At 71.0% G+C, this 21005-nt stretch carries 16 protein-coding genes; 13 read left to right on the top strand and 3 right to left on the bottom strand.

The window, feature by feature from the left end; all coding sequences use genetic code 11:
• The first annotated feature begins 2 nt into the window (after positions 1-2).
• The 3 genes from tssM to ABIC65_RS13360 are packed head-to-tail and all read left to right on the top strand — an operon-like array spanning position 3 to position 4587.
• Entirely contained in the window at positions 3-3383 is a 3381-nt protein-coding gene (gene tssM / locus ABIC65_RS13370; RefSeq protein WP_354309347.1) for a type VI secretion system membrane subunit TssM, read from the top strand.
• A complete protein-coding gene (tagF, locus tag ABIC65_RS13365) occupies positions 3380-3847 on the top strand; it encodes a type VI secretion system-associated protein TagF (RefSeq protein ID WP_354309345.1) in 468 nt (155 codons plus the stop codon). Before tssM ends, tagF begins: the two co-directional genes overlap by 4 nt.
• Entirely contained in the window at positions 3844-4587 is a 744-nt protein-coding gene (locus ABIC65_RS13360) for a PP2C family protein-serine/threonine phosphatase (RefSeq protein WP_354309343.1), read from the top strand. Before tagF ends, ABIC65_RS13360 begins: the two co-directional genes overlap by 4 nt.
• Here the strand turns inward: ABIC65_RS13360 and tagH are convergent.
• From tagH to ABIC65_RS13345, 3 genes are read right to left on the bottom strand one after another with little or no spacing between them, the layout of a single operon-like run.
• Positions 4584-5894 carry a type VI secretion system-associated FHA domain protein TagH gene (tagH, locus tag ABIC65_RS13355; protein ID WP_354309341.1) on the bottom strand — a complete coding sequence of 437 codons (1311 nt, stop codon included), beginning with the start codon at positions 5892-5894 and terminating at the stop codon, positions 4584-4586. The genes ABIC65_RS13360 and tagH overlap by 4 nt on opposite strands.
• Entirely contained in the window at positions 5891-6436 is a 546-nt protein-coding gene (locus ABIC65_RS13350; protein ID WP_354309339.1) for a DUF6931 family protein, read from the bottom strand. Before ABIC65_RS13350 ends, tagH begins: the two co-directional genes overlap by 4 nt.
• Positions 6433-8361 carry a type VI secretion system Vgr family protein gene (locus tag ABIC65_RS13345; RefSeq protein ID WP_354309337.1) on the bottom strand — a complete coding sequence of 643 codons (1929 nt, stop codon included), beginning with the start codon at positions 8359-8361 and terminating at the stop codon, positions 6433-6435. Before ABIC65_RS13345 ends, ABIC65_RS13350 begins: the two co-directional genes overlap by 4 nt.
• A gap of 125 nt (positions 8362-8486) precedes the next feature.
• Between ABIC65_RS13345 and tssA the strand changes: the two genes are divergently transcribed.
• From tssA to ABIC65_RS13295, 10 genes are all read left to right on the top strand, one after another.
• Entirely contained in the window at positions 8487-9488 is a 1002-nt protein-coding gene (tssA, locus tag ABIC65_RS13340) for a type VI secretion system protein TssA (protein WP_354309336.1), read from the top strand.
• A 321-nt stretch (positions 9489-9809) separates the two neighbouring features.
• Positions 9810-10352 carry a type VI secretion system contractile sheath small subunit gene (tssB, locus tag ABIC65_RS13335; protein ID WP_354309334.1) on the top strand — a complete coding sequence of 181 codons (543 nt, stop codon included), beginning with the start codon at positions 9810-9812 and terminating at the stop codon, positions 10350-10352.
• 28 nt (positions 10353-10380) lie between these two features.
• On the top strand, positions 10381-11874 hold the full coding sequence (tssC, locus tag ABIC65_RS13330; RefSeq protein ID WP_354309333.1) for a type VI secretion system contractile sheath large subunit: 1494 nt from the start codon (positions 10381-10383) through the stop codon (positions 11872-11874).
• Between the two features lie 56 nt (positions 11875-11930).
• Positions 11931-12416 (top strand): Hcp family type VI secretion system effector, encoded by a 486-nt coding sequence (locus tag ABIC65_RS13325; protein ID WP_354309332.1) that lies wholly within the window; start codon positions 11931-11933, stop codon positions 12414-12416.
• A 77-nt stretch (positions 12417-12493) separates the two neighbouring features.
• A complete protein-coding gene (locus ABIC65_RS13320) occupies positions 12494-13303 on the top strand; it encodes a type VI secretion system accessory protein TagJ (protein WP_354309330.1) in 810 nt (269 codons plus the stop codon).
• On the top strand, positions 13300-13830 hold the full coding sequence (gene tssE, locus ABIC65_RS13315; protein WP_354309328.1) for a type VI secretion system baseplate subunit TssE: 531 nt from the start codon (positions 13300-13302) through the stop codon (positions 13828-13830). Before ABIC65_RS13320 ends, tssE begins: the two co-directional genes overlap by 4 nt.
• On the top strand, positions 13830-15695 hold the full coding sequence (gene tssF, locus ABIC65_RS13310; RefSeq protein ID WP_354309327.1) for a type VI secretion system baseplate subunit TssF: 1866 nt from the start codon (positions 13830-13832) through the stop codon (positions 15693-15695). Before tssE ends, tssF begins: the two co-directional genes overlap by 1 nt.
• Complete coding sequence (gene tssG / locus ABIC65_RS13305) at positions 15659-16702, top strand: type VI secretion system baseplate subunit TssG (protein ID WP_354309325.1); 1044 nt, start codon at positions 15659-15661, stop codon at positions 16700-16702. Before tssF ends, tssG begins: the two co-directional genes overlap by 37 nt.
• The gene (tssH, locus tag ABIC65_RS13300; RefSeq protein ID WP_354309324.1) at positions 16699-19326 is read left to right on the top strand and encodes a type VI secretion system ATPase TssH; all 2628 of its coding nucleotides are present in this window, start codon (positions 16699-16701) and stop codon (positions 19324-19326) included. Before tssG ends, tssH begins: the two co-directional genes overlap by 4 nt.
• The gene (locus ABIC65_RS13295) at positions 19323-20999 is read left to right on the top strand and encodes a serine/threonine-protein kinase (protein WP_354309322.1); all 1677 of its coding nucleotides are present in this window, start codon (positions 19323-19325) and stop codon (positions 20997-20999) included. The genes tssH and ABIC65_RS13295 overlap by 4 nt, the downstream gene beginning before the upstream one ends.
• Positions 21000-21005 lie beyond the last annotated feature (6 nt).

Raw genomic sequence — 21005 nt, 5'->3', positions numbered from 1 at the left:
GAATGCAGAAGCTGATGCGCAACTGGATGGCGGTGAGCGCCTCCGCGGCGGCGATCCTCGCGCTGATCATACTGTTCGGGCTGCCGACGCTGTTTCCGCTGTTCCGTGCGACCTGGATACGGCTCGCGCTGGTCGGCCTGGTCGCGCTCGGCTTCGGGCTCGCGGTGCTGTGGCGGTGGTGGCGCGGCAAGCGCGCCGCCGATGGCTTGGCCGACGGGCTGGCAGCGACCGACGCGGAGGACGGGGCCGAGGAAACGCGCACGCTTGCCGCGCGGATGCGCGAGGCGCTGGCCGAGCTGAAATCGCTGTCGGGATCGCGGCGCGCCTATCTGTACGACCGGCCCTGGTACGTCATCATCGGCCCGCCGGGTGCCGGCAAGACGACGGCGCTGGTCCATTCCGGCTTGCGCTTCCCTTGGGCCAAGCGCGCGCTGAAGGGCGTGGGCGGCACACGCAACCTCGATTTCTGGTTCGCCGACGAGGCGGTGCTGGTCGACACCGCCGGGCGCTACACCACGCAGGATGCCGATGCCGGCACCGATGCCGCGGGCTGGCGCGGGTTTCTCGACCTGCTCCGCCGCCATCGGCCGCTTCAGCCGATCAACGGCATCCTCGTCGCGCTCGCCACCGATATGCTGACCAGCGCCGACCGCGCCGTGCTGGACGCGCACGCGGCGGCGATCCGCCAGCGGCTGGCCGAGCTGCGCCGCACGCTGCAGGTGGATGCGCCGGTCTATCTGCTGTTGCCCAAGGCCGATCTCCTGGCCGGCTTCACCGACTTTTTCGGCGACCTCAGCGCCGAGGGCCGACGTGCCGTGCTCGGCGCCACGTTGGAGCCCGATAGCGCGGCCGATGGAGCCCAGGTCGCCGCCGAGTTCGATCGCGTGGTGCAGGCGCTCTGGCAGCGGCTGCCGCGACGGTTGCACGAGGAGCCCGATGCCGCGCGACGCGCCCGCATCCTCGCCTTCCCGGCGCAGATGGCGTCGCTGCGCCAACGGCTCGTCTATCTGGTCGAGGGAGCGTTCCTCGCCGATGGCGACGGCGCGGGCGATTTCCGCGGCTTCTATTTCGCCAGCGGCGTGCAGGAAGGCGCGACGCTCGATCGGGTGCTGAGCGCGATGGCGGCGGTGTACGACGCGCCGCAGCCGCCCGCGCGCGAGGGGCAGGGGCGCGCCTATTTCCTCAACCGGCTGCTCACCGAGGTAGTGATCCCCGAAGCCGGCCTGGTTCGGTCGGCGCCCGCCGTGCAGCGGCGGCGGCGTGGGGTGCTGGCGGGCGTGTTCGGGGGCATGGTGCTGCTGGTCGTGGCGATGAGCGCGCTTTGGGCAGGCAGCTTCGCGCGCAACAAGGCGCTGCAGGCCGATCTCGCCGCGCAGGCGCAGTCGATTTCCGGCCAGATCGGCACCTCGGGAATCGACCTCGTCGAGGTGCGTGCCAGCGATCCCGACCTCGAACAGGTGCTGCCGCTGCTCGACCGGCTGCGTGCGCTGCCGCGCGGGTTCGCCGACCAAGCGCAGGGCGATCCGTCGTGGCGGATGCGGCTCGGGCTGTTCCAGTCGGGGCATGCGGCGACCGCGCGCGGTGCCTATCTGGAGGGGGTGCAGCGCATCCTGCTGCCACGGCTGTTGCTCCGGCTCGAGCAGGTGCTGCGAGCCGACGCAGAAACACCGGCGGCGCTTTACGAACCGCTCAAGGTGTATCTGATGCTCGGCGGGCAGGGGCCGCTCGACCCGCGGGCGGTGCGCGCGTGGGCGGTGGCCGATTGGCGCACCGGTCCGCTCGCCGGCGACGACCGCGCCGATATTCGCGCCGATCTCGCGCGGCACTTGGACGCGATGCTCGCCGATCCCGATCTCGGCCGCGTCTGGCCGAACCGGCGTGCGCCGCTCGATGGCGCGCTGATCGCCTCGACCCGTGCCGCGGTGCAGACGCTGTCGCTCGCCGATCGCGCCTATGCCGAGCTGCGGACGCGCGCGGCGGCGAGCGGCCGGCCGGACTGGCAGCCTGGCGGCGTGCTCGCCAGCGGGGACGCGCAGGCGTTCCGGGGTGGCAATGCGCTGCTCGCCGCGCAGGTGCCGTGGTTCTTCACGCGCGAGGGCTATGCCAAGGCCTATCGGCCGGGGCTCGCCGACGTGCAGGCGGAGCTCGGCAACAGCCTGTGGGTGCTGGGGCCGGACGCCGCACGCCAGTCGATCCGCGAGCAGCTGCCGGCGCTGCGGGCCGCGGTCGCCGCTGCCTATGCCCGCGATTACGTTGCCGCCTGGGACGGGCTGCTCGCGCAGGTGCAGCCGGCCGATTATTTCGGCAGCCCGGCCGCGCTGGGCGCCTTCACCCGCACACCCTCGCCGCTCAAGGTGCTGCTCCAGGATGTCGCCCGCAACACCCGGCTGGGTAGCGAGGGCGGACAGGCGGGCGACGCCGGCGGCACGATCACCGCGCATTTCGCCGATCTCGCGCGCTATGCCGGCGAGGGCTCCGGGCCGGCGCCGGTCGATGCGCTGGTCGACGGCGTGCGCAAGGCCGCGTCTGCCCGATCGGCGGCGAGCGTGGCGGGCGCCTCGCTCGGTAGCGACGCGGCGCAGGGGCAGCTGGCGGTGGCGCTCGGCGACCTGACAACCAGCAGCGCTTCCGCACCCCCGCAGCTCCAAGACTTCGCGCGACAGGCGACGCGTAGCGGCGCGAGTGCCGCGGCGAAGTCGGCGCAGACCGCGCTCGGTACCGAATATGCGCGCGACGTGCTGCCCGCCTGCCTGGCGGCGACGCGGGGCCGCTATCCCTTTGCCCCCGGCGCGCCCCAGGATGCGGCGCTGGCCGAGGTGCAGCAGGTCTTCGGCATGGGCGGCATGCTCGACCGGTTCGTGCAGCAGCGGTTGCTGGCCTTGCTCGATCTGTCGGGGCCGGTCTGGAGGTGGAAGTCGGGCGATCCGGTCGCCGCCAGCTTCGCCGCGAGCAGCGCCGCGCAGTTCCAGAAGGCGGCGGCGATCCGCGCGCTGCTCGCAGGCGGGATCGCGGTCAATGTCGGGCTGGCGCAGCTTGGGCCGGAGGTGCGCGCCGTGCAGTTCGCTGCCGGCGGTGCCAGCTATCGCTTCGATGCCGCCACGCGCGATCCCAAGCCCGTGCTGTGGTCGGCGAGCGCATTGCCGAGCGCGAGCCTGCAGCTTTCGGCCGACCAGCGCATCCTCTCGACCATCGAGACACGCGGCAGCTGGGCGCTGTTCCGTCTGGTCGACCGCGCGCGGGTGGCGAATGCCGGACCGTCGACGCTGCGGCTCGGCTTCGGCGAGGGCGCACAGGCGACGAGCCTGACCATGGTACTGCCGGGAAGCGAAAGTCCGTTCGGCCGCGGCGGTCCCTTCGCCTTCCGGTGCCCCGAGCGGCTATGAGCGGCGCAGCCTTCCTGTTCGGCAAGCTGCCGTCGCGCGGCGAGTTCACCAGCCGCGGCCTCGCGCCGGCCGAGCGGCTGCGCTGGGATGCCTGGTGCTGCGCGGTTATGGCCGACGGCGCCGCCCGGCTCGGCGAGGGCTTCGAGGCGGCGTTCGACGCCACCCCGCCGTGGCGCTTCGGCCTTTCACTCGCCGACGGCAGCTGGCAGGCGGGTTGCATCGCGCCGGCGTGCGACAGTCACGGCCGCCGCTTTCCGCTGGTGTTGGGGCGCAAGGGCGCGGGTGCGCTGGCACCCCCGTTCCTGGCAGGCATCGCTGCGGCGATGGCTGAGGCGATCCAGTCTGCCTTCGCGCCGATGCTCGACCTCGACGCATTCCTTCCGGCCTGCGCGGCGCGCGTCGCCGATCCTGCGGCGCCTGCGCCGCAGATGACCGACTGGCGGCACGATTGGATCAGCCGATGACGATCGCGACGCGGCTTCGCTTCGAACAGGGCGCGCGCAGCGATGTCGGCTGCGTGCGGCGGGTGAACGAGGATAGCTGGGCGGCGCGGCTGCGCGACGGGCTCTGGCTGGTCGCCGACGGCATGGGCGGGCATGCGCATGGCCAATGGGCCTCGTCGACGATCGCCGCCGCGCTCGAAGCCGCGCCCTTGCCCGAAACCTTCGAGGAAGCCGCCGCCGCCGCCCGCGCCGCGCTGCTCGCCGTCAACGCCCGGATCTATGCGGCCACCGGCGCGGAGGGGGCCAAGATCGGCTCCACCGTCGCGCTGCTGCTCGCCCGCGAGGGCCGGGCACGGGTGATGTGGGTGGGGGACAGCCGCGTCTATCGCCTGCGCGAGGGCGCGCTCGAGCAGCTCACTACCGATCATTCGCAGGTCGAGCAGCTGGTCGCGCGCGGCCTCCTCACCCGCGCGGAGGCGGAGCAGCATCCGATGGCGCATGTCCTTGCGCGCGCGGTGGGCGTCGAGCCGCGGCTCAACGTCGACATGCGCGACGAGGTGGTCCTGGCGGGGGACGTGTTCCTGCTGTGCAGCGACGGGCTGACGCGCATCGTCACCGATGCCGAGATCGCCCAGACGCTCGCCGCCGAGCATCCCCGCCGCGCCGCCGACGCGCTCGTCGCGCTGGCCTTGGCCCGCGGCGCGCCCGACAATGTGACGGTGGTCGTCATCGGCTGCGATTCGACCACGCTGATCGGCTAGCGGCGCCCCCGCATCGCGGCGATCTGCTCCTCATAGGCGGTGCGGAATTCCTTGGCGAAGCGGTCCATGAATGCCTCGTCGGCACCGCGCACCACGCCTTCGAAGTCGCGGACATAGGCGCGCCACAGCGCCGCCTCGCGGGCCTGGCGCGACCAGCGGGCGATGCCCGCCGGCTCGGGTTGCCGCGCCTGGATCGCATCGGGGGAAAACTGCGCCAGCGTCTGGGTGAGCGCGCCGCGCATCGCCGACAGCGTCGCCATCTGGTGCGCCTGCAGATCCTGATAGGCTTCCTCCACCGCGCGGGCGGCATCCATGAAGCCGGGTTCGGGCGCGTCGAGGAGCTGGAGCAACGCGCGCTCGGGGGAGCGCACGAACTTGATCGGATTGTTGCCTTCGAGCTCGAGGCTCGTCGCTTGCGTGCCGAGCTGCGCCTTGGCGCGGGCGCGGGCGTCGACCATCAGGATCAGCCCGCTGACCATCTGGCGCAGCATCGCGCCGGCGGCCGCCAGCGCCTCCGCCGGGCGGCTGCGCAGCCGATCGGCGGGCACGCCAGAGGCGCGGAGGAACGCGGCCCAGCCGTCGTCGGCGATGGCGGCAGGGGCGGGGGGCGCTTCGACGGCAGCGGCTTGCGCGGCGGGTGCTAGGTCCTCCGGCGGCAGCGGCAGCGCGAGCGGCGCCGGCTGCTGCGCGGCGCTCCACGCCTCGGCGGCGGCGAAATCGCCGCGCGACCAGTCGATCGCGCTCTCGGCGGCAAGCTGCCCCCAGAGGTCGGTCGCCGAAGGCTGGGTGCTTTCGCGCGGCGCGCTGGCCCAGTCGGAGGGTGCGCGCTGCGGCTCGGGCGCTGCCCAGAGGCTGGCATCCGGCGGCGGTGCGGCCGGCAGATCGTCCCAGGCCGAGGGCGCGGCGGGCGGCGCGGGCGGGTCCCAGCTGCCCCAGGGCGATTCCGCCGGAGCCGCCGCTACGGCCGCGACCTGGGTGCCCGCGCTCGCCTCGGCCGGGAGCGATACCACGATCCGATAGTCGCCGATCGCGATCCGGTCGCCGTCGCGCAGCACATGCGGCGCGGTCAGCCGCTCGGCGGAATCGTTGACGAACGTGCCGTTGGTGCTGAGATCGGTGAGCAGATAGGCGCCATCGCGATAGCCGATCTCGCAGTGGCGCGACGAAATGTGGTGGCGCGGGTCGGGCAGGTGCCAGTCGGCGTGGGGCGAGCGGCCGATCAGCGCGCCATGCCCGTCGAGGTGAAGCGGGGCGGGCTGGTCGGGCACGGGCGACGTGCCGGGCTGGAGGGTGAGGGTCAGCGTCATGGGGTGGTCTCCGCCTCGCGCCGGGCGAGGGCCGTTCCAAGGTCGAGGGCGTGGTCGAGTGCGGCGCGGTGGTCCCTTCCGGCCATGGCGACCGCGGCGAGTACCGCGACCGCGGCCAGCGTACCGGCAACTTCGCGCGGCGGTGTCGTGGGCGGCTGGTCCGGCGGCGCGATCGAGCCGCCCGAATGGAATACCGCGCTGGCGGCGAGGGTGGCGGCGGTGGCCGGGGGGCCTTGCAGCGCCGCGGTGCCGGCGGCGCGGCGCTGGGGCTCGGCGGGGTTGGCCAGCCAGGCCTGCACGGCCGCCATCGCCGCAGCATCCGCCGGGCCGGCGACCGGCGCAGCGACTTGCGCCGCCCAGAGCACCGCCTCGAACCGCGGCAGCGCCTGGCCGAGGAACAGGGCCGCCTCGGCCGCCTTGCCCTCGGCACGCAGCCGCTCGAAGAAACGATCGGGCGGCGCGTCGTCGCCGGGCAGCGCCGGCCAGCGCAGCAGCGCGTTGATCTGGCGGGCCTGCGCCCAGATGGTGCGCGGCCAGCTCACAGGATCACCAGCGAACCGCCGATCAGGGTCAGCAGTCCTGCAGCCGAGACGGTGGCGGTGCCGAGGCTGTTGAGCGTCAACGCCCCCGTCGTGTTGCCGGTGATGGTCAAGCCGTTGAGCAGGATCCCGGCCTGGGTGATGGTGATATTGTTCATGCCCACGCGCAGGGTGATCGCCGCTTCGTTCATGACGATGGTGTTGAGCCCCACCGTGAGCTTGATCTCCCGCGCCGCGCTGATGTCTGCACTGCCGCGGGCGACGTCGAGGCGGTGGTTGCCGGTTTCGACCGACACGCTGTCGTCGCCGTGTACCTCGGTGGTGCGATCCCGGCCCACCCGCGTCTTGCGATCGCGCCGGACGCGCAGCTCGTCGTCGAGCATCACCTCGGCGAGACGGTCGCGCTGGGCGCGGAGATAGACCTGCTCGGCCCCGCCCTTGTCCTCGAAATGCAGCTCGTTATAGCCGCGCCCGCCCGGCGCGCCGCCCTCGGCGCCGGCATAGCTGCCGCTCGCCCCGATCGTCTGCGAGCGGTAGAGCGAGCGCGTGCGATGCTCGGGCAGCGCATAGGCCGGCACGTGCTCCGAATTGTAGACGCGGCCCGTGAGGATCGGACGATCCGGGTTGCCGTCGAGAAAGTCGACGATCACTTCCTCGCCGGTGCGCGGCAGCGTGACATGCCCGAAGCCGGCACCTGCCGAGGGATAGGAGATGCGCAGCCAGCAGGAGCGCGCCTTGTCCTCTCCCTCCGAAGCGCGCTTCCACAGGAAGCGCACCCGCACGCGGCCCTGCGGATCGACATTGCTGTCGTCGGCCCCGCCGGCGACCACGATCGCGGTTTCGGGCCCGGCGACCGGTGCGGGCGTGACCGCCGGCGCGCGCCAGGGGGTGTCGCCGGGAACGGCCTCGATCGAGACGCGGCGCGGCGTCGCGTCCGCGCCGGTGCGATAGGGCTCGGCGTCCATCGCCATGTCGAGCGCGGTGACGACGAACTCGGACCCGCGATCGAACGCGTCCTGCGAATCGAGCGTGAACCGCCCGCCGCAGGCGAGCCCGATCGCGTCGCCGGTGCCGGTATAGACGCGCTGGCCGGCACGCGCCGCCTGCAGCGCCACCTCCGCCCAATGCTGCGCCAGCGCGGGCTCGACGAAGTCGCCGGTGTAGCGATGCACCTCCTGGCTGTCGGCCTTGTTGCGCGCGGGACCTTCCTTCTGGCCCTCGCGCACCGTGCTCGACTGATGGTCGAAGCTCTGCAGCAGATAGCGCCGCTCGCCGCCACTGCGGACATGCTCGTGCCAGTCCCACAGTGCCTCGGCGAGCCCGCCGCTGCGGCCCGACCAGTCCGGGCGCAGCTTGACCGTGGCATAGCCGGGCGCGGGCTTGTGCGCCGAGGGCGAGTCGCACAGCACCAGCACATGCTCGCCCGCCTCGTGGCGGAAATAGTAATAGATGCCCTCGCGCTCCATCAGCCGCGAGACGAAGGCGAAGTCGCTCTCGCGATACTGGGTGCAGTACTTCCAGGGGCGATAGCTGCCCGTCAGCCCGCCGACATCGACCCGTCGGCTATACGACTCCAGCACCGCCTTGAGGATGTCGACCACGCTGCGCTCCTCGAACACGCGATAGGCCATGTTGTGGTCGAGCAGGTGCAGCCAGGGACGCAGCTCCAGCCTGTAGTGATAGCCCTGGTCCTCCTCGCGCAGGAAATGTGCTTCGGCGAGCTGCGCGTGGAAGTAGCGCACATGCGCATCCAGTTCGAAGACTTCGATGCTGGCGGCGTTGCCGAGCTTCGGCAGGAAATCCACCTTGTCGCGCACGACGATCTCGGCAGTGATCGTGAACAAGCTGCTCAGTCGCTCATGCGAAGCGAAGTGCACCAGCTTGATCGGCGAGCCGACATCCAGCGTTATTTCGGCCTGCCGCTTCATGCGATCGCGCTTTCCATTCTGTTACTATTGTCATCATGTCGTCGATTGATCGGCTTCCGAGCCGCGCTTAGGCCCGGCGCCGCCCGCCGGGCCCCGGCGGTCCCCCGATCAAGGATGCTCCCGACATGGCCATCGACCTCGACACGCTGCTGGCGCCCGTCTCCGACGAGGATCCCGCCGGGCCCGACCTCGCCTATGATCCGCAGCGCCACCGGATCGAGCAGGCGTTCGACACGTCGGTCTCGATCGACGCCTCCGGCATCGTCGAGCAGCGCGCCGATACCGACTGGCGGCAGCTGCTCGACACCATCGCGACGCTCGCCACGCGGACCAAGGACCTTTGGCTCGGGGTCTATTTCTGTCGTGTCGCGGCGGAGTCGGGCAGGCTCGACCAGGTCGAGCTGGGCGTGGCGTTCGTCGCCGGGCTGCTCGACCGCTACTGGGACGCGGTGCATCCGCGGCTCGACGAATATGGCGTGGAGGCACGCAAGAGCGCGTTCGATGCGCTCGCCTCGGTGCCGGCCTTTGCGGGCCCGTTGCGGCGCATCGTCTATGCCGATCACGCCCGGCTCGGCCGGATCACCGGCGAGGACATTGCGCGCTTCCATCGCGGCGGAGAGGGCGAGGAAGGGTATGGCATGTTCCGCGCGATGCTTGCCGAGGCCGAGATCCGCGAGGCGCTGACCGAGGGGGCGGCGGCGATCGAGCGGATCGAGGCGACCATCCACGCCATCGACGAGCGCCTGATGGCCAATGCCGGCGCCCGCAATGCCACTGATTTCTCCGCGCTGTACGAGGTGCTCTCCACGCAACGGGTCGCGCTGCGCAGCTTCGTGCCCGCCGAGGCGGACATTGAAATGCCGAGTGAAGAGGCCGTCGCCGGCGCCGAGGCGGCGCAGGACGGCGTGCAGCCGATGGGCACCACGGTGCGGAACCGGGAGGATGTGGCCCGGGTACTCGATCTGGTGCTCGACTATTACCGCCGGCACGAGCCGTCGAGCCCGGTGCCCATGCTGGTGGAGCGGGCGCGGGGCTGGATCGGGCTCGATTTCATGGCCGTGCTCGAAGACATCGCACCGACTGCGCTCGTCGATGCGCACGCCATCCTGCGCATGCGCGGCCAGTAGGGCGGCGCATGCGTGTTCGGCATGGCGATGTCGGGCGGCGAGCGGCGCTGCCATGTGCTGCGGTTCCCGTGGCGGTGTGAAGCGGTGGACGGGAAATAGGCGCGGCCGGGTGCCGGGCGGTAGGAGGATTGCGTTGCGCCTGAAATATTGCGGGCGCCGGGGTGCCGCTTTTTCCATGGGCCCAGAGCCGCTTATTTCGATCGTAGCTTCGCCGCCGGCTTCTGAAATCCGGCTGAAGCCGTCCGCCCGCTACTCGGCCAGCGTCGCTCGGCGGGAGCCCCAACCGTTCCCCCCGAGCAATCGCAAACGCACGAGGTGGCTATGGTTTCGGCACGAGGCGGTCAGCGCTTCATCAAGGAAAACAGGGCGCCGCGCGTCCATATCGAGTATGAGGTCGAGACCTATGGCTCGCGCCAGAAGATCGAGATCCCGTTCGTGATGGGCGTGATGTCCGATCTTTCCGGCAAGTCGCTGGTCGAGAAGAAGCCGCACGACCAGCGCGACTTCGTCGAGTTCGACATGGACAATTTCGAGGAGCGCATGGAGCGGATCGCCCCGCGCGCGGCCTTCACGGTCGAGAACACGCTGACCGGCGAGGGGCGGCTGGGCGTCGACCTGACCTTCAAGACGCTCGAGGATTTCAGCCCCGGCCAGATCGCCCGCGGCGTGCCCGCGCTCGCGAAGCTGCTCGAGGCGCGAGAGCAGCTCAACGACCTGATGCTCTACATGGACGGCAAGGCCGGCGCGCAGGAGCTGCTCGACAAGGTCCTGAAGGACCCCGAGCTGATGCGCTCGCTCGCCGCCAGCCGCGCGGCGCATGCCGAGACGGCCGAGACCACGACCGGCGGCGACGCGGCCGCATAAGCGCAGACACCGGATTCAGGAGGCACAGATGGCCCAGCAAGCAACGCAGCAGGACGATCGCATCCAGCTGACGGAAGACGGCGGCGCGGACGAGTTCGCGATGCTGCTCCAGCGCGAGTTCAAGCCCGGCTCGGACACCAAGCGCGCCCGCATCGAGGAAGCGGTGAAGACGCTCGCCGAGCAGGCGCTCGCCGACGCCGCGGTGATCGGCGAGGACGTCTACATGACGGTCGACGCGCTCAAGGCGGCGATCGATCGCAAGCTCAGCGAGCAGGTCAACGCGATCCTGCACCATCCCGAATTCCAGCAGCTGGAATCGGCGTGGCGCGGGCTGTGGTACCTGGTCGGCAACACCTCGACCGGCAAGGATCTCAAGATCCGCGTGCTCAACGTCTCCAAGGAGGAGACGCGCCGCCAGCTGCGCCAGTATCGTGACGCGGCCTGGGATCAGAGCCCGCTGTTCAAGCGCATCTACGAGGCGGAGTTCGGCCAGCTGGGCGGCCAGCCCTATGGTGCGATCGTCTGCGACTATCAGTTCGACCATAGCGGCCCCGACATCGAAGTGATGAAGGGCCTCGCCAAGATCGGTGCGGCGGCGCACGCGCCGTTCCTGGCGGCGGCGGCCCCGGCGCTGATCGGCATGGACAGCTGGCGCGAGCTCGCCAATCCGCGCGACATCGCCAAGCAGTTCGACGCCACCGACTATATGGCCTGGCGCTCGTTCCGCGCCTCGAACGACAGCCGCTACATGGCGCTGACGCTGCCGCGCTTCCTGGGTCGTCCGCTCTACGGCGCGAACACCGATCCCGTCGAGGAATTCGCCTTTGAGGAAGAGGTCGAGGGCGATCACGACAACTATCTGTGGCTCAACGCCGCCTATGCGCTGGGCGTGCGGATCACCGAGGCGTTCAAGACCTATGGCTGGTGCACGCGCATCCGCGGCGTGGAATCGGGCGGCACGGTCGAGGATCTGCCGACCGCCCTGTTCCCCACCGACGAGGGCGGGCTCGACGTGAAGTGCCCGACCGAGATCGCGATCTCGGACCGGCGCGAGGCGGAGCTCTCCAAGGCCGGGCTGATGGCGCTGGTCCACCGCAAGAACACCGATCACGCCACCTTCATCGGCGCGCAGACGCTCCACGCGCCAAAAGCCTATGAGGATCCGGACGCGACGGCGAGCGCCAACCTCTCGGCGCGGCTGCCCTATATCTTCGCCAGCTGCCGCTTCGCGCATTACCTGAAGTGCATGGTGCGCGACTGGGTGGGCAGCAGCCGCGAGGCGCCGGTGCTCGAGCGCGATCTGCAGAGCTGGATCATGCAATATGTCGACGTCCAGCCCGACTTCTCGACCGAGGATACCAAGGCCCGCAAGCCGCTGAAGCAGGCCTCGGTCGAGGTGATCCCGGACCCCGAGAACCCCGGCTATTATCGCGGCCTGTTCCGCATGATCCCGCACTATCAGCTCGAAGGCATGGACGTGTCGCTGAGCATGGTCTCGCGGCTGCCCAAGTCCGGCAACTGAGCCGCGGGCCCGTCCAATCCCACTCCCTACCGCTTCAAACCAACCAAGGGTGAATCATGGCTGTCGATATTTTCCTGAAGCTCGAAGGCATCAACGGCGAGTCGAAAGATTCCACGCACAATAACGAGATCGACGTGATCGGCTGGAACTGGGGCATGAGCAATGTCGGCACCGCCCATATGGGCGGCGGCGCCGGCACCGGCAAAGCCAATTTCCAGGACATCACCGTCACTAAGTACGTCGACCTCGCCTCGATGCCGCTGATGCTCAGCTGCGCGCAGGGCAAGCATGTCACCAAGGCGACGCTCACCATGCGCAAGGCGGGCGGCACGAGCCCGCTGGAGTATCTCACCATCGTGATGGAGGAAGTGCTCGTCTCGAACATCCAGCACGGCGGCAGCAGCGGCGACGAGCGCACCACCGAGATGGTCTCGCTCAACTTCGAGAAGATGCACATGACCTACAAGGAGCAGACCAAGGACGGTGCCGCAGGCGGCGCGCCCGAGTTCAAGTGGGACATTCTCAAGAACACCAGCGCCTGACCGGCCTTCGGGGCGCCCCGCGTCCGCCTCGGCAGGAAGGCGCGGCGCCCCTTTTCCAGCGACCAGCAAGAGAGAAGATGATGCCAGCCGATGTCGCACAGGAACAGGTTATCGCGGCGCAGCTCGCCTCGGGCGATCTGGTCGCTGCGCGGCAGGCGTTGGTCGCCGCGGTGCGCAATGCGCCTGGCGACCAGCGTGCGCGGATGTTTCTGTGCCAGATGCTCTGCCTCGACGGCGCGTGGGACAGTGCGCGCAGCCAGCTCCGCGCGCTGGCGCAGCTCTCGCCCGAGGCGCAGATGCTGTCCGTCGCCTATGGCCAGGTGATCGAGGCGGAGCGGCTGCGCGCCGCGGCGATGGCAGGCGAGGAACGCGCGCCGCTGCTCGTCGGCGACGATGCCTGGGCGGAAGTGTTCGTCGACGCGCTCGCCGCGGTGGGCCCCGATGCGGGGCTGCTGCGTCGCCACGCGCTCGACGGCAGCCCCGATACGCCCGGCGAGGTCGACGGCCATCGCTTCGACTATCTGTTCGACGCCGACAGCCGCTTCGGGCCGATGTTCGAGGCGGTGGTGGCGGGCCGCTGGGGCCTGATCCCCTTCGCGGCGGTCGCGGAGATCACCAGCGACGGGCCGGTCGACCTGCGCGACCTGGTGTGGCTTCCCGCCGAGATCCGCCTGCGCGACGGTGCGGGGATCGCGGCGTTGCTGCCGGTGCGCTACCCCGGCACCGAAGCCCAGGACGACGGCGCCCTGCGGCTCGCACGGCGGACCGAGTGGCGCGAGGCGGGCGACGCGGTGCACGGCGTCGGCCAGCACCTCTGGACGACCAGCGACGGCACCGACATCGGCATCCTGGGCTTTCGCCGCATCCGCTTCGATTCCCGGCCATGACGCAGCGGATCAACCCGACGCTGTTCGACAAGCTGGTCGCCGATCTCGAGCTCGACGGGTTGCGCGACGAGTCGATCGAGGTGCGCGGCATGGACCGCACGTCGCTGCGTTTCTACACCGTGCCGCGGATCGAGCGGTTCAACGAGGCCGCGCTGCGCACCACGGTGCTGCGCGAGCTCAACTGGCTGCTCAACACCATCTCGCTTGCCTCGGCCGAGGATCTTTCGGCGGCGCCCGAAGCGGCGAGCTCGGTGCTCAACTACGGCTTGGCCGACCTGACCGGCAGCCTGCTCACCCGCCCGGGCGTGCAGTCGCGTGCGCGCGAGATGCGCGAGGCGGTCGCCCGGTTCGAGCCGCGGGTGGCGCGCGGCAGCCTGGAGGTCGAGGTCGATCCCGATCGCACCCGCGCCAGCAGCGTCGGCTTCGTAATCCGCGGCGACCTGGTGAGCGCGGTCGCCGCGCTGCCGGTCGAGTTCCGCTCGGACGTGGAGATCGAAACCGGCGCGGTCGCCTTCCGGGAGCAGTGATGGATCCTCGGCTCCTCCACGCGTATAACGACGAGCTCGTCTACCTCCGCGAAAGCGCGCGGCAATTCGGCGAGGAGCACCCGACCGTCGCCGGCCGGCTGGGGCTCGACGCCTCGGGCGAAGTCGATCCGCATGTCGAGCGGCTGCTGGAGGGCGTGGCGTTCCTCGCGGCGCGCGTCCAGCTCAAGCTGCAGGACCAGTTTCCCGATTTCACCCAGCATCTGCTGCAGGTGGTCCAGCCGCATTATCTCGCGCCGACGCCGTCGATCTGCATCGCCGGGTTCGAGCCGCATGCCGGGGACGGCGCGCTGGCCGAAGGCGTGACGGTGCCGCGCGGCACCCGGCTGCGCACGCTCGCCGCCGATCGGGACAATTCCCCTGTCCAGTTCGTCACCGGCCATGCGGTCACGCTCTGGCCGCTGCGCGTCGTCGAAGCGGAGTATCTGGGCTCGCGTGCGGCGGTCGCGCCGTTCATGACCGCGGCGCGCACGGGCGAGCCGATCGAGGCCGGCATCCGGCTGCGGCTGGGCACGACCGAGGGCATGCTGCTGGCCGATCTGCCGGTCGACGATCTCCCGCTCTATCTCGACGGTACCGGCAGCGTGCCGGGCGAGCTGTACCGCCAGCTGATCGGCGATGCCGTCGCCGTGGTCGCCCGCGCGCCCGAATCCGGCGCGGCCGGGGGCGTGCGCCTGCCGGTGCCGGCGCAGCATGGCTTCGACGAGGACCATGCGCTGCTGCCGCACGACCGGCGTTCGCATCGCGGCTATCGCTTGCTCGGCGAATATTTCGCCTGCCCCGAACGCTTCCTCTTTGCCCGTCTCGAAGGGCTCCGCGCCGCCTTCGCGGCCGGTGAGGGCGAGACGTGCGACATCGTCATCCTGTTGCGGCGCGCCGCGCCGGTGCTCGCCGGTGCGCTGTCCTCTGCGAATTTCCGGCTGTTCGCGACGCCGGCGATCAACCTGTTCGAAAAGCAGCTCGATCGCGTGCCGCTGCGCGGGTTCGAGCACGAGCATCAGGTGATCGCCGATCGCACCCGGCCGCTCAACTACGAGGTGTGGCGGCTGCTCGACGTGAAGGCGCATGGCCGCGAGGCGGACGATGTCCAGCCGGTGCTGCCGCTGCACGATTTTGCCGGGCTGCTCTACGACTGGAGCGACGCGATCTTCTACGTCCCGCGCCTGCGCTACCGCCGGCTCTCGACCCGCGAGCAGCGCGCGCGGCGGCGCGGCGACTATACCGGCACCGAGACCTGGATCAGCCTGACCGCCCCCGGCCGCCCCGATCGCGTCGAGGAGATCGGCGAGCTGTCGGTCCGCGCGCTCGTTACCAATCGCGAGCTGCCCGAGCTGGTGCGCGGCACCGGCGCGGCGCTGTCGGCGGACGGTCTGCCGGTGCGTGCGATCACGATGCTGCGCGCGCCGACGCCGCCGCGGCCGCCGCTCGGCATCGGCGATGCGGCGTGGCGGGTGGTGAGTCACCTCACGCCCAATTACACCGGCTTCGCCAGCGATCCCGACGGTAGTCCTGACGTGCTGCTCAGCCATCTCGCGCTTTACGGCCGGGTCGACGATCCGGCGCTGCGGCGACAGGTGGACGGGGTGCGCTCGGTCACCGCGCGCCCGGTGTCGCGCCGTGTGCCCGGCGAGGCGCAGCCCGGCTTCGTGCGGGGGCAGCAGCTGCGCGTCACGCTGGACGAGGCGGCGTACGAGAATGGCCGCATGTTCGTGTTCGGCGCGGTGCTCGAGCGGTTCCTCAGCGAGTTCGCCGCAGTCAACAGCTTCACCGAGACGGTGTTCGAGACCCTCCAGCAAGGGAGGTTGGCGCAATGGCCCGCGCGCATCGGCCGCCGTCCGACCATCTGAGCTATTTCGCCCGCGCCGCGCAGCAACTGTGCCGGCTGGGTCCGCTCGCGCTGCTGCGCGGGGCGGAGGCGCGTGCGCCGGGCCTGCCGCGGATCGGCGAGGCGAAGCTGCCCGCGCAGGACATCGCGACGCTTACCCACACGCCCTCGCTGGCCTTTCCCGCCGCCACGCTCGATGCGATCCGGGTGGAAGACGGCCGGGCGACGGTCGCCGGGCAATGGATGGGGCTGACCGGGCCGATGGGGCCGCTGCCGCTCCACCTCAGCGAGTTCGCCGCCTATGAGCAGCGCTATTCGCGCACCCAGCCCTATGGCGGCTTTCTCGACGTCCTCGCGGGCCGGATGCTGCAGCTCTTCTACCGCGCCTGGGCGTCGACCAGCCCGGCGGCGAGCGCCGATCGCCCGGCCGACGACCGCTTCGCCGATCGCATCGCCGCGCTCACCGGCGCGCAGGACGGCGCGCGCGCGGACAGCGCCTTCCCGCCCGCCGCCCGGCTGCGCCATGCCGCGCTGTTCGTCTCACCGCGCAGCCCGGCCGGGCTGCAGGATGCGCTTGCCGACCTGCTCCGCGTGCCGGTGCGGATCCGCGAGTTCGTGCCGCGCTGGCGCGCGGTGGAGCCGGAGGACGCCACGCGGCTAGGCGGGCGGTGCGCGGGGCTGGGGCAGGACGCGCTGGCGGGCGGCCGCGTGCGGACCTGGCAGGATGTCTTCCGCGTCGAACTCACCATCCGCGATCCGCGCGACCACGCAGCGTTCCTGCCCGGCGGCCAGCGTTATGCGCTGCTGGTCGCGGCACTCGATGCCTTCGCGCCGCCGCATCTCGAATGGGACGTCGAACTCGCCGTCGCGATCGAGGCGATCCGACCGGCGCGGCTGGGCGGCGGCGCCCGGCTCGGCTGGAGCGGCTGGACCGGGCGCGCGGCGCCCGGCGGCATCCGCGCCGATGCCCGGCTCGGCCCCAGCGCCCGGCGGCTTGCCCGCACCCTTTCCAAGGAGACCATCACGTGACGGAGATCAGCCGGTCGGCGCTGTTCGGACGCCTCAACCCCACCGCCCTCAAGGCGATCGAGACCGCGACCGGCTTCTGCCGGATGCGCGGCAATCCCTATGTCGAGCTGGTCCACTGGCTGCACGTGCTGGTGCAGGATGCCGGCAACGACGTCGCGGCGATCCGCAGCGCCTTCGCGATCGACGATGCCCGGCTGGCGGCCGACCTCGCCGAGGCGCTCGACCGGCTGCCGCGCGGCGCCAGCGCGATCTCGGACTTCGCGCCGCAAATCGAGGAAACGATCGAGAAGGGCTTGCTGTTCGCCTCGCTGATGTTCGCCGCGCCGCGCGTGCGTAGCGGGCACCTGCTGCTCGCGATGCTCAAGACGCCGACGCTGCGCGGGCTGCTCCACGCGACCTCGGCCGAATGGCGCAAGCTTTCCGCCGAGCGGCTGGGCGCCGACTTCGCCGACATCGTCCGCCACTCCACCGAGGCGGCGGGCGCCGAGCCTGCGGCGGTATCCGACGCCCCGGCTCCGGCTATGGGGGAAGGCGCGCTGGCCCGCTATGCGGTCGACCTCACCGAACGCGCCCGTGCCGGCGCGATCGACCGGATCGTCGGGCGCGATGCCGAGATCCGGCAGGCGATCGATATCCTGCTGCGCCGCCGCCAGAACAACCCGATCCTCACCGGCGAGGCGGGGGTGGGCAAGACCGCGATCGTCGAGGGGCTGGCGCGCCGCATCGCCGATGGCGACGTGCCGCCCGCGCTCGCCGACGTCACCCTCCACGCGCTCGACATCGGGCTGCTCCAGGCCGGTGCCGGGGTGAAGGGCGAGTTCGAGAAGCGGCTGCGCGCAGTGATCGACGAGGTCGAGGCCTCGCCCAAGCCGATCATCCTGTTCATCGACGAGGCGCACACGCTGATCGGCGCGGGCGGCCAGGCCGGCACCGGCGACGCCGCCAATTTGCTCAAGCCGGCGCTCGCCCGCGGGCAGCTGCGGACGATCGCCGCGACCACCTGGGCCGAGTATCGCCAGTATTTCGAGAAGGACCCGGCGCTCACCCGGCGCTTCCAGCCGATCGCGGTCGGCGAGCCCGATACTGAGACGGCAATCGCGATGCTGCGCTCGGTCAAGCCGCTGATGGAGACGCACCACCGCGTCGTGGTGCTCGACGAGGCGGTCGCCGCGGCGGTGCGGCTCTCGCAGCGGTACATTCCGGCGCGGCAGCTGCCCGACAAGGCGGTGAGCCTGCTCGACACCGCCAGCGCCCGCGTCGCGGTCTCGCAGCATGCGACGCCGGCCCCGGTCGAGGATGCGCGCCGCCGCATCGAATTGCTCGAAATCGAGCTGGGCATCGCCGAGCGCGAGGCGGCCGGCCGCTATGCCGATGCCGGGCGGATCGCGCCGCTGGAACAGGCGCTGGCAGAGGCCCGCGCGACCTTCGCCGCGCTCGAACAGCAATGGGCGGGCGAGCGCGCGGCGGTCGCGGCGGTGGCCGAGGCGCGCGCCGCGCTGGCGGACGGTGACGACGCGTCGCTCGATGCCGCGCTTGAAGCTGCCGATGCCGTGCGCGGCGATCGGGCGATGGTGTATGGCGAAGTGACCGAGGAGATGGTCGCCGCCGTGGTCGCCGACTGGACCGGCATCCCGGTCGGGCGGATGGTCCAGGACGAACTCACCGCCGTCCTCGAGATGGAAACGCGGCTCCAGCGGCGCGTGATCGGGCAGGATCATGCGATGGCGGCGATCGCCCGGCGGCTGCGGACCAGCCGCGCGCGGCTCGACAATCCAGACAAGCCGGTCGGCGTGTTCCTGCTCTGCGGTCCCTCGGGTGTCGGCAAGACCGAGACCGCGCATGCGCTCGCCGAACTCCTCTATTCGGGCGACGACAGCCTGATCACGATCAACATGAGCGAGTTCCAGGAGGCGCACAGCGTCTCGACGCTGAAGGGCGCGCCCGCGGGCTATGTCGGCTATGGCCAAGGCGGGGTGCTCACGGAGGCGGTGCGGCGGCGGCCCTATTCGGTGGTGCTGCTCGACGAGATCGAGAAGGCCCATCCGGACGTCCACGAGATGTTCTTCCAGGTCTTCGACAAGGGGTACATGGAAGACGCCGAGGGCCGCTACATCGACTTCCGCAACACGCTGATCCTGCTCACCTCGAACGTCGGAACCGACCTGATCGCCAGCCTATGCGAAGACGAGGAGACGGCACCCGCGCCCGAGGCGCTTGCCGGGGCGCTGCGCCCGGCGTTGCTCCAGGTGTTCCCGCCGGCGCTGCTCGGCCGGTTGAGTGTCCTGCCCTATCTGCCGCTCTCGCCCGCGATGCTGCGCCGGATCGTCGCGCTCCAGCTCGATCGCATCGTGCGCCGGGTGGCGGAGCATCACGGCGCGGCGCTGGTCGTCGCACCCGCGACGATCGACCTGATCGTGTCGCGTTGCGAGGAGGTCGCCTCGGGCGGCCGCATGATCGATGCGATCCTTACCAACACGCTGCTCCCCGATCTCTCGCTCGGGCTGATCGAAAGGCAGATCGCGGGCACGGCGGTGACGGCGATCCATGTCGGCGTCGACGGCGACGGCTTCACCTACCGCTTCGACGGCGCGGCGGCCGAAGCCCCCGCACTGGCGGCCGAATGAGTAGCGAGGCGATGCCCGACAAGGACCAGCCCGTCGACGGCCGCACCGTGGTCGCGATCGAGCCCAGCGCGGGTGGATCCCTGCCGGGTGCCGGCGGTGGCGCTCGTCGCGGTGCCAGCCTCGTGCCCGGCGACGTGCTCAACGGCATCTACCGGGTCGATCGCTTCATCGCGCGCGGCGGCATGGGCGAGGTGTTCGAGGGCATCAACGTCGAGAGCGACGAGCGCGTCGCGATCAAGGCGATCCGCAGCCACCTGGCGCAGGAAGACAAGATTATCGCGATGTTCCGCAAGGAAGCGCGCGTGCTCACCCAGATCGCCCACCCGGCGATCGTGCAGTACCGCGTGCTGGCGCGCGATCCGATGCTCGACCTCTATTACATCGTTACCGACTTCATCGACGGCGAGCCGCTGTCGACGCATCTCGGGGGCTCCCTGCCGACGGCGGCCGAGATCGCGGTGCTGGCGCGCCGGCTTGCCGCGGGACTGCTGGCGGCGCACGAACATGGCGCAGTCCACCGCGACATGTCGCCGGACAATGTGCTGCTGCCGGGCGGCGCGATCGAGCGGGCCAAGATCATCGATTTCGGGATCGCCAAGAGCCTCGACATCGGCGGCGAGACCGTCGTTGGCGAGGGCTTTGCCGGCAAGCTCGGCTATGTCGCGCCCGAGCAGTTCGGCGACTTCGGTCGCGAGGTCGGTCCCTGGACCGACGTGTACAGCACCGCCTTGGTGCTGCTCGCCTTTGCGCGCGGCAAGGCGCCGGCGATGGGCAACACCCTCGCCGATGCTGTAGAGCGCCGCCGCCAGCTGCCCGATTGCGACGGGCTGCCGCCGGCGCTGGTGCCGCTGTTCCGCAAGATGCTCGCGCCGAACCCCGCCGAGCGCATCCGCTCGATGGCGGAGGTGCTGGCGTTCCTCGACTCGCTGGTGCTGCCGGAGGAGGATGCGACCGGTGCATCGCCTGTGCCCGTCCCGGCCCCCGCTGCGCCGCCCGCTCCGGAAACCGTGTTCGCACCCGCCGTCGCGGTCGCCCCGACGCGGCCGGCGGCTGCTCCCAAACCCGCAGCTGCGCCGAAGCGACGGCGCGGCAAGGCGATATGGGCGCTTGCCGCGCTGCCGATCGCCGGGGGCGCATGGTGGCTCGTTGCCACACCCGCATCGCATCCCCCCGCTGCCCCACCGCCGGTACGGGCGGCGGCACGCACCGTCCCCCAAGCACCTGCCGTGCCGCGTCCGGCGCCGGCGGCATCGCAAAGTCCCCGCGTGGAAACGGCCGGACCGGCTTCCAAGATCGCTGCGCTGCCCGTGCCGACGGCGACGCCGACCCCAACGGCATCGCCGACCGCGCTCCCGGAGGCCAAGCCCTCGCCCGCGGCGCCCGCGCGTAAGCCCGACGAAGACGGGGAGGGGCAACTCGTCGACCTGCAGAAACTGGAGCGCAGCCACCATTGGCAGAGCAGCGGCGTCGGTGCCTGCTACCGCTTTACCGGCGACTGGAAGCTGATTGGCTATACCAGCAAGGCAGCCTGCGCGCTGACGGTGTTCTTCAACCAGTGCCAGGTGAAGAACGGCCTGTTCGACCAGATTGCACTACGCCGCAACGGCCCGCGCATCGAGGAACTGCGCGGGCGCAAGTGGCAGCCGCTCTACGCCGACCGCCGCTGCGGGTGAGTGCGG

The organism is Sphingomonas trueperi (genome assembly GCF_040545665.1).
GTDB lineage: Bacteria > Pseudomonadota > Alphaproteobacteria > Sphingomonadales > Sphingomonadaceae > Sphingomonas > Sphingomonas trueperi_B.
This window is presented reverse-complemented; position numbering and strand designations above follow the sequence as displayed.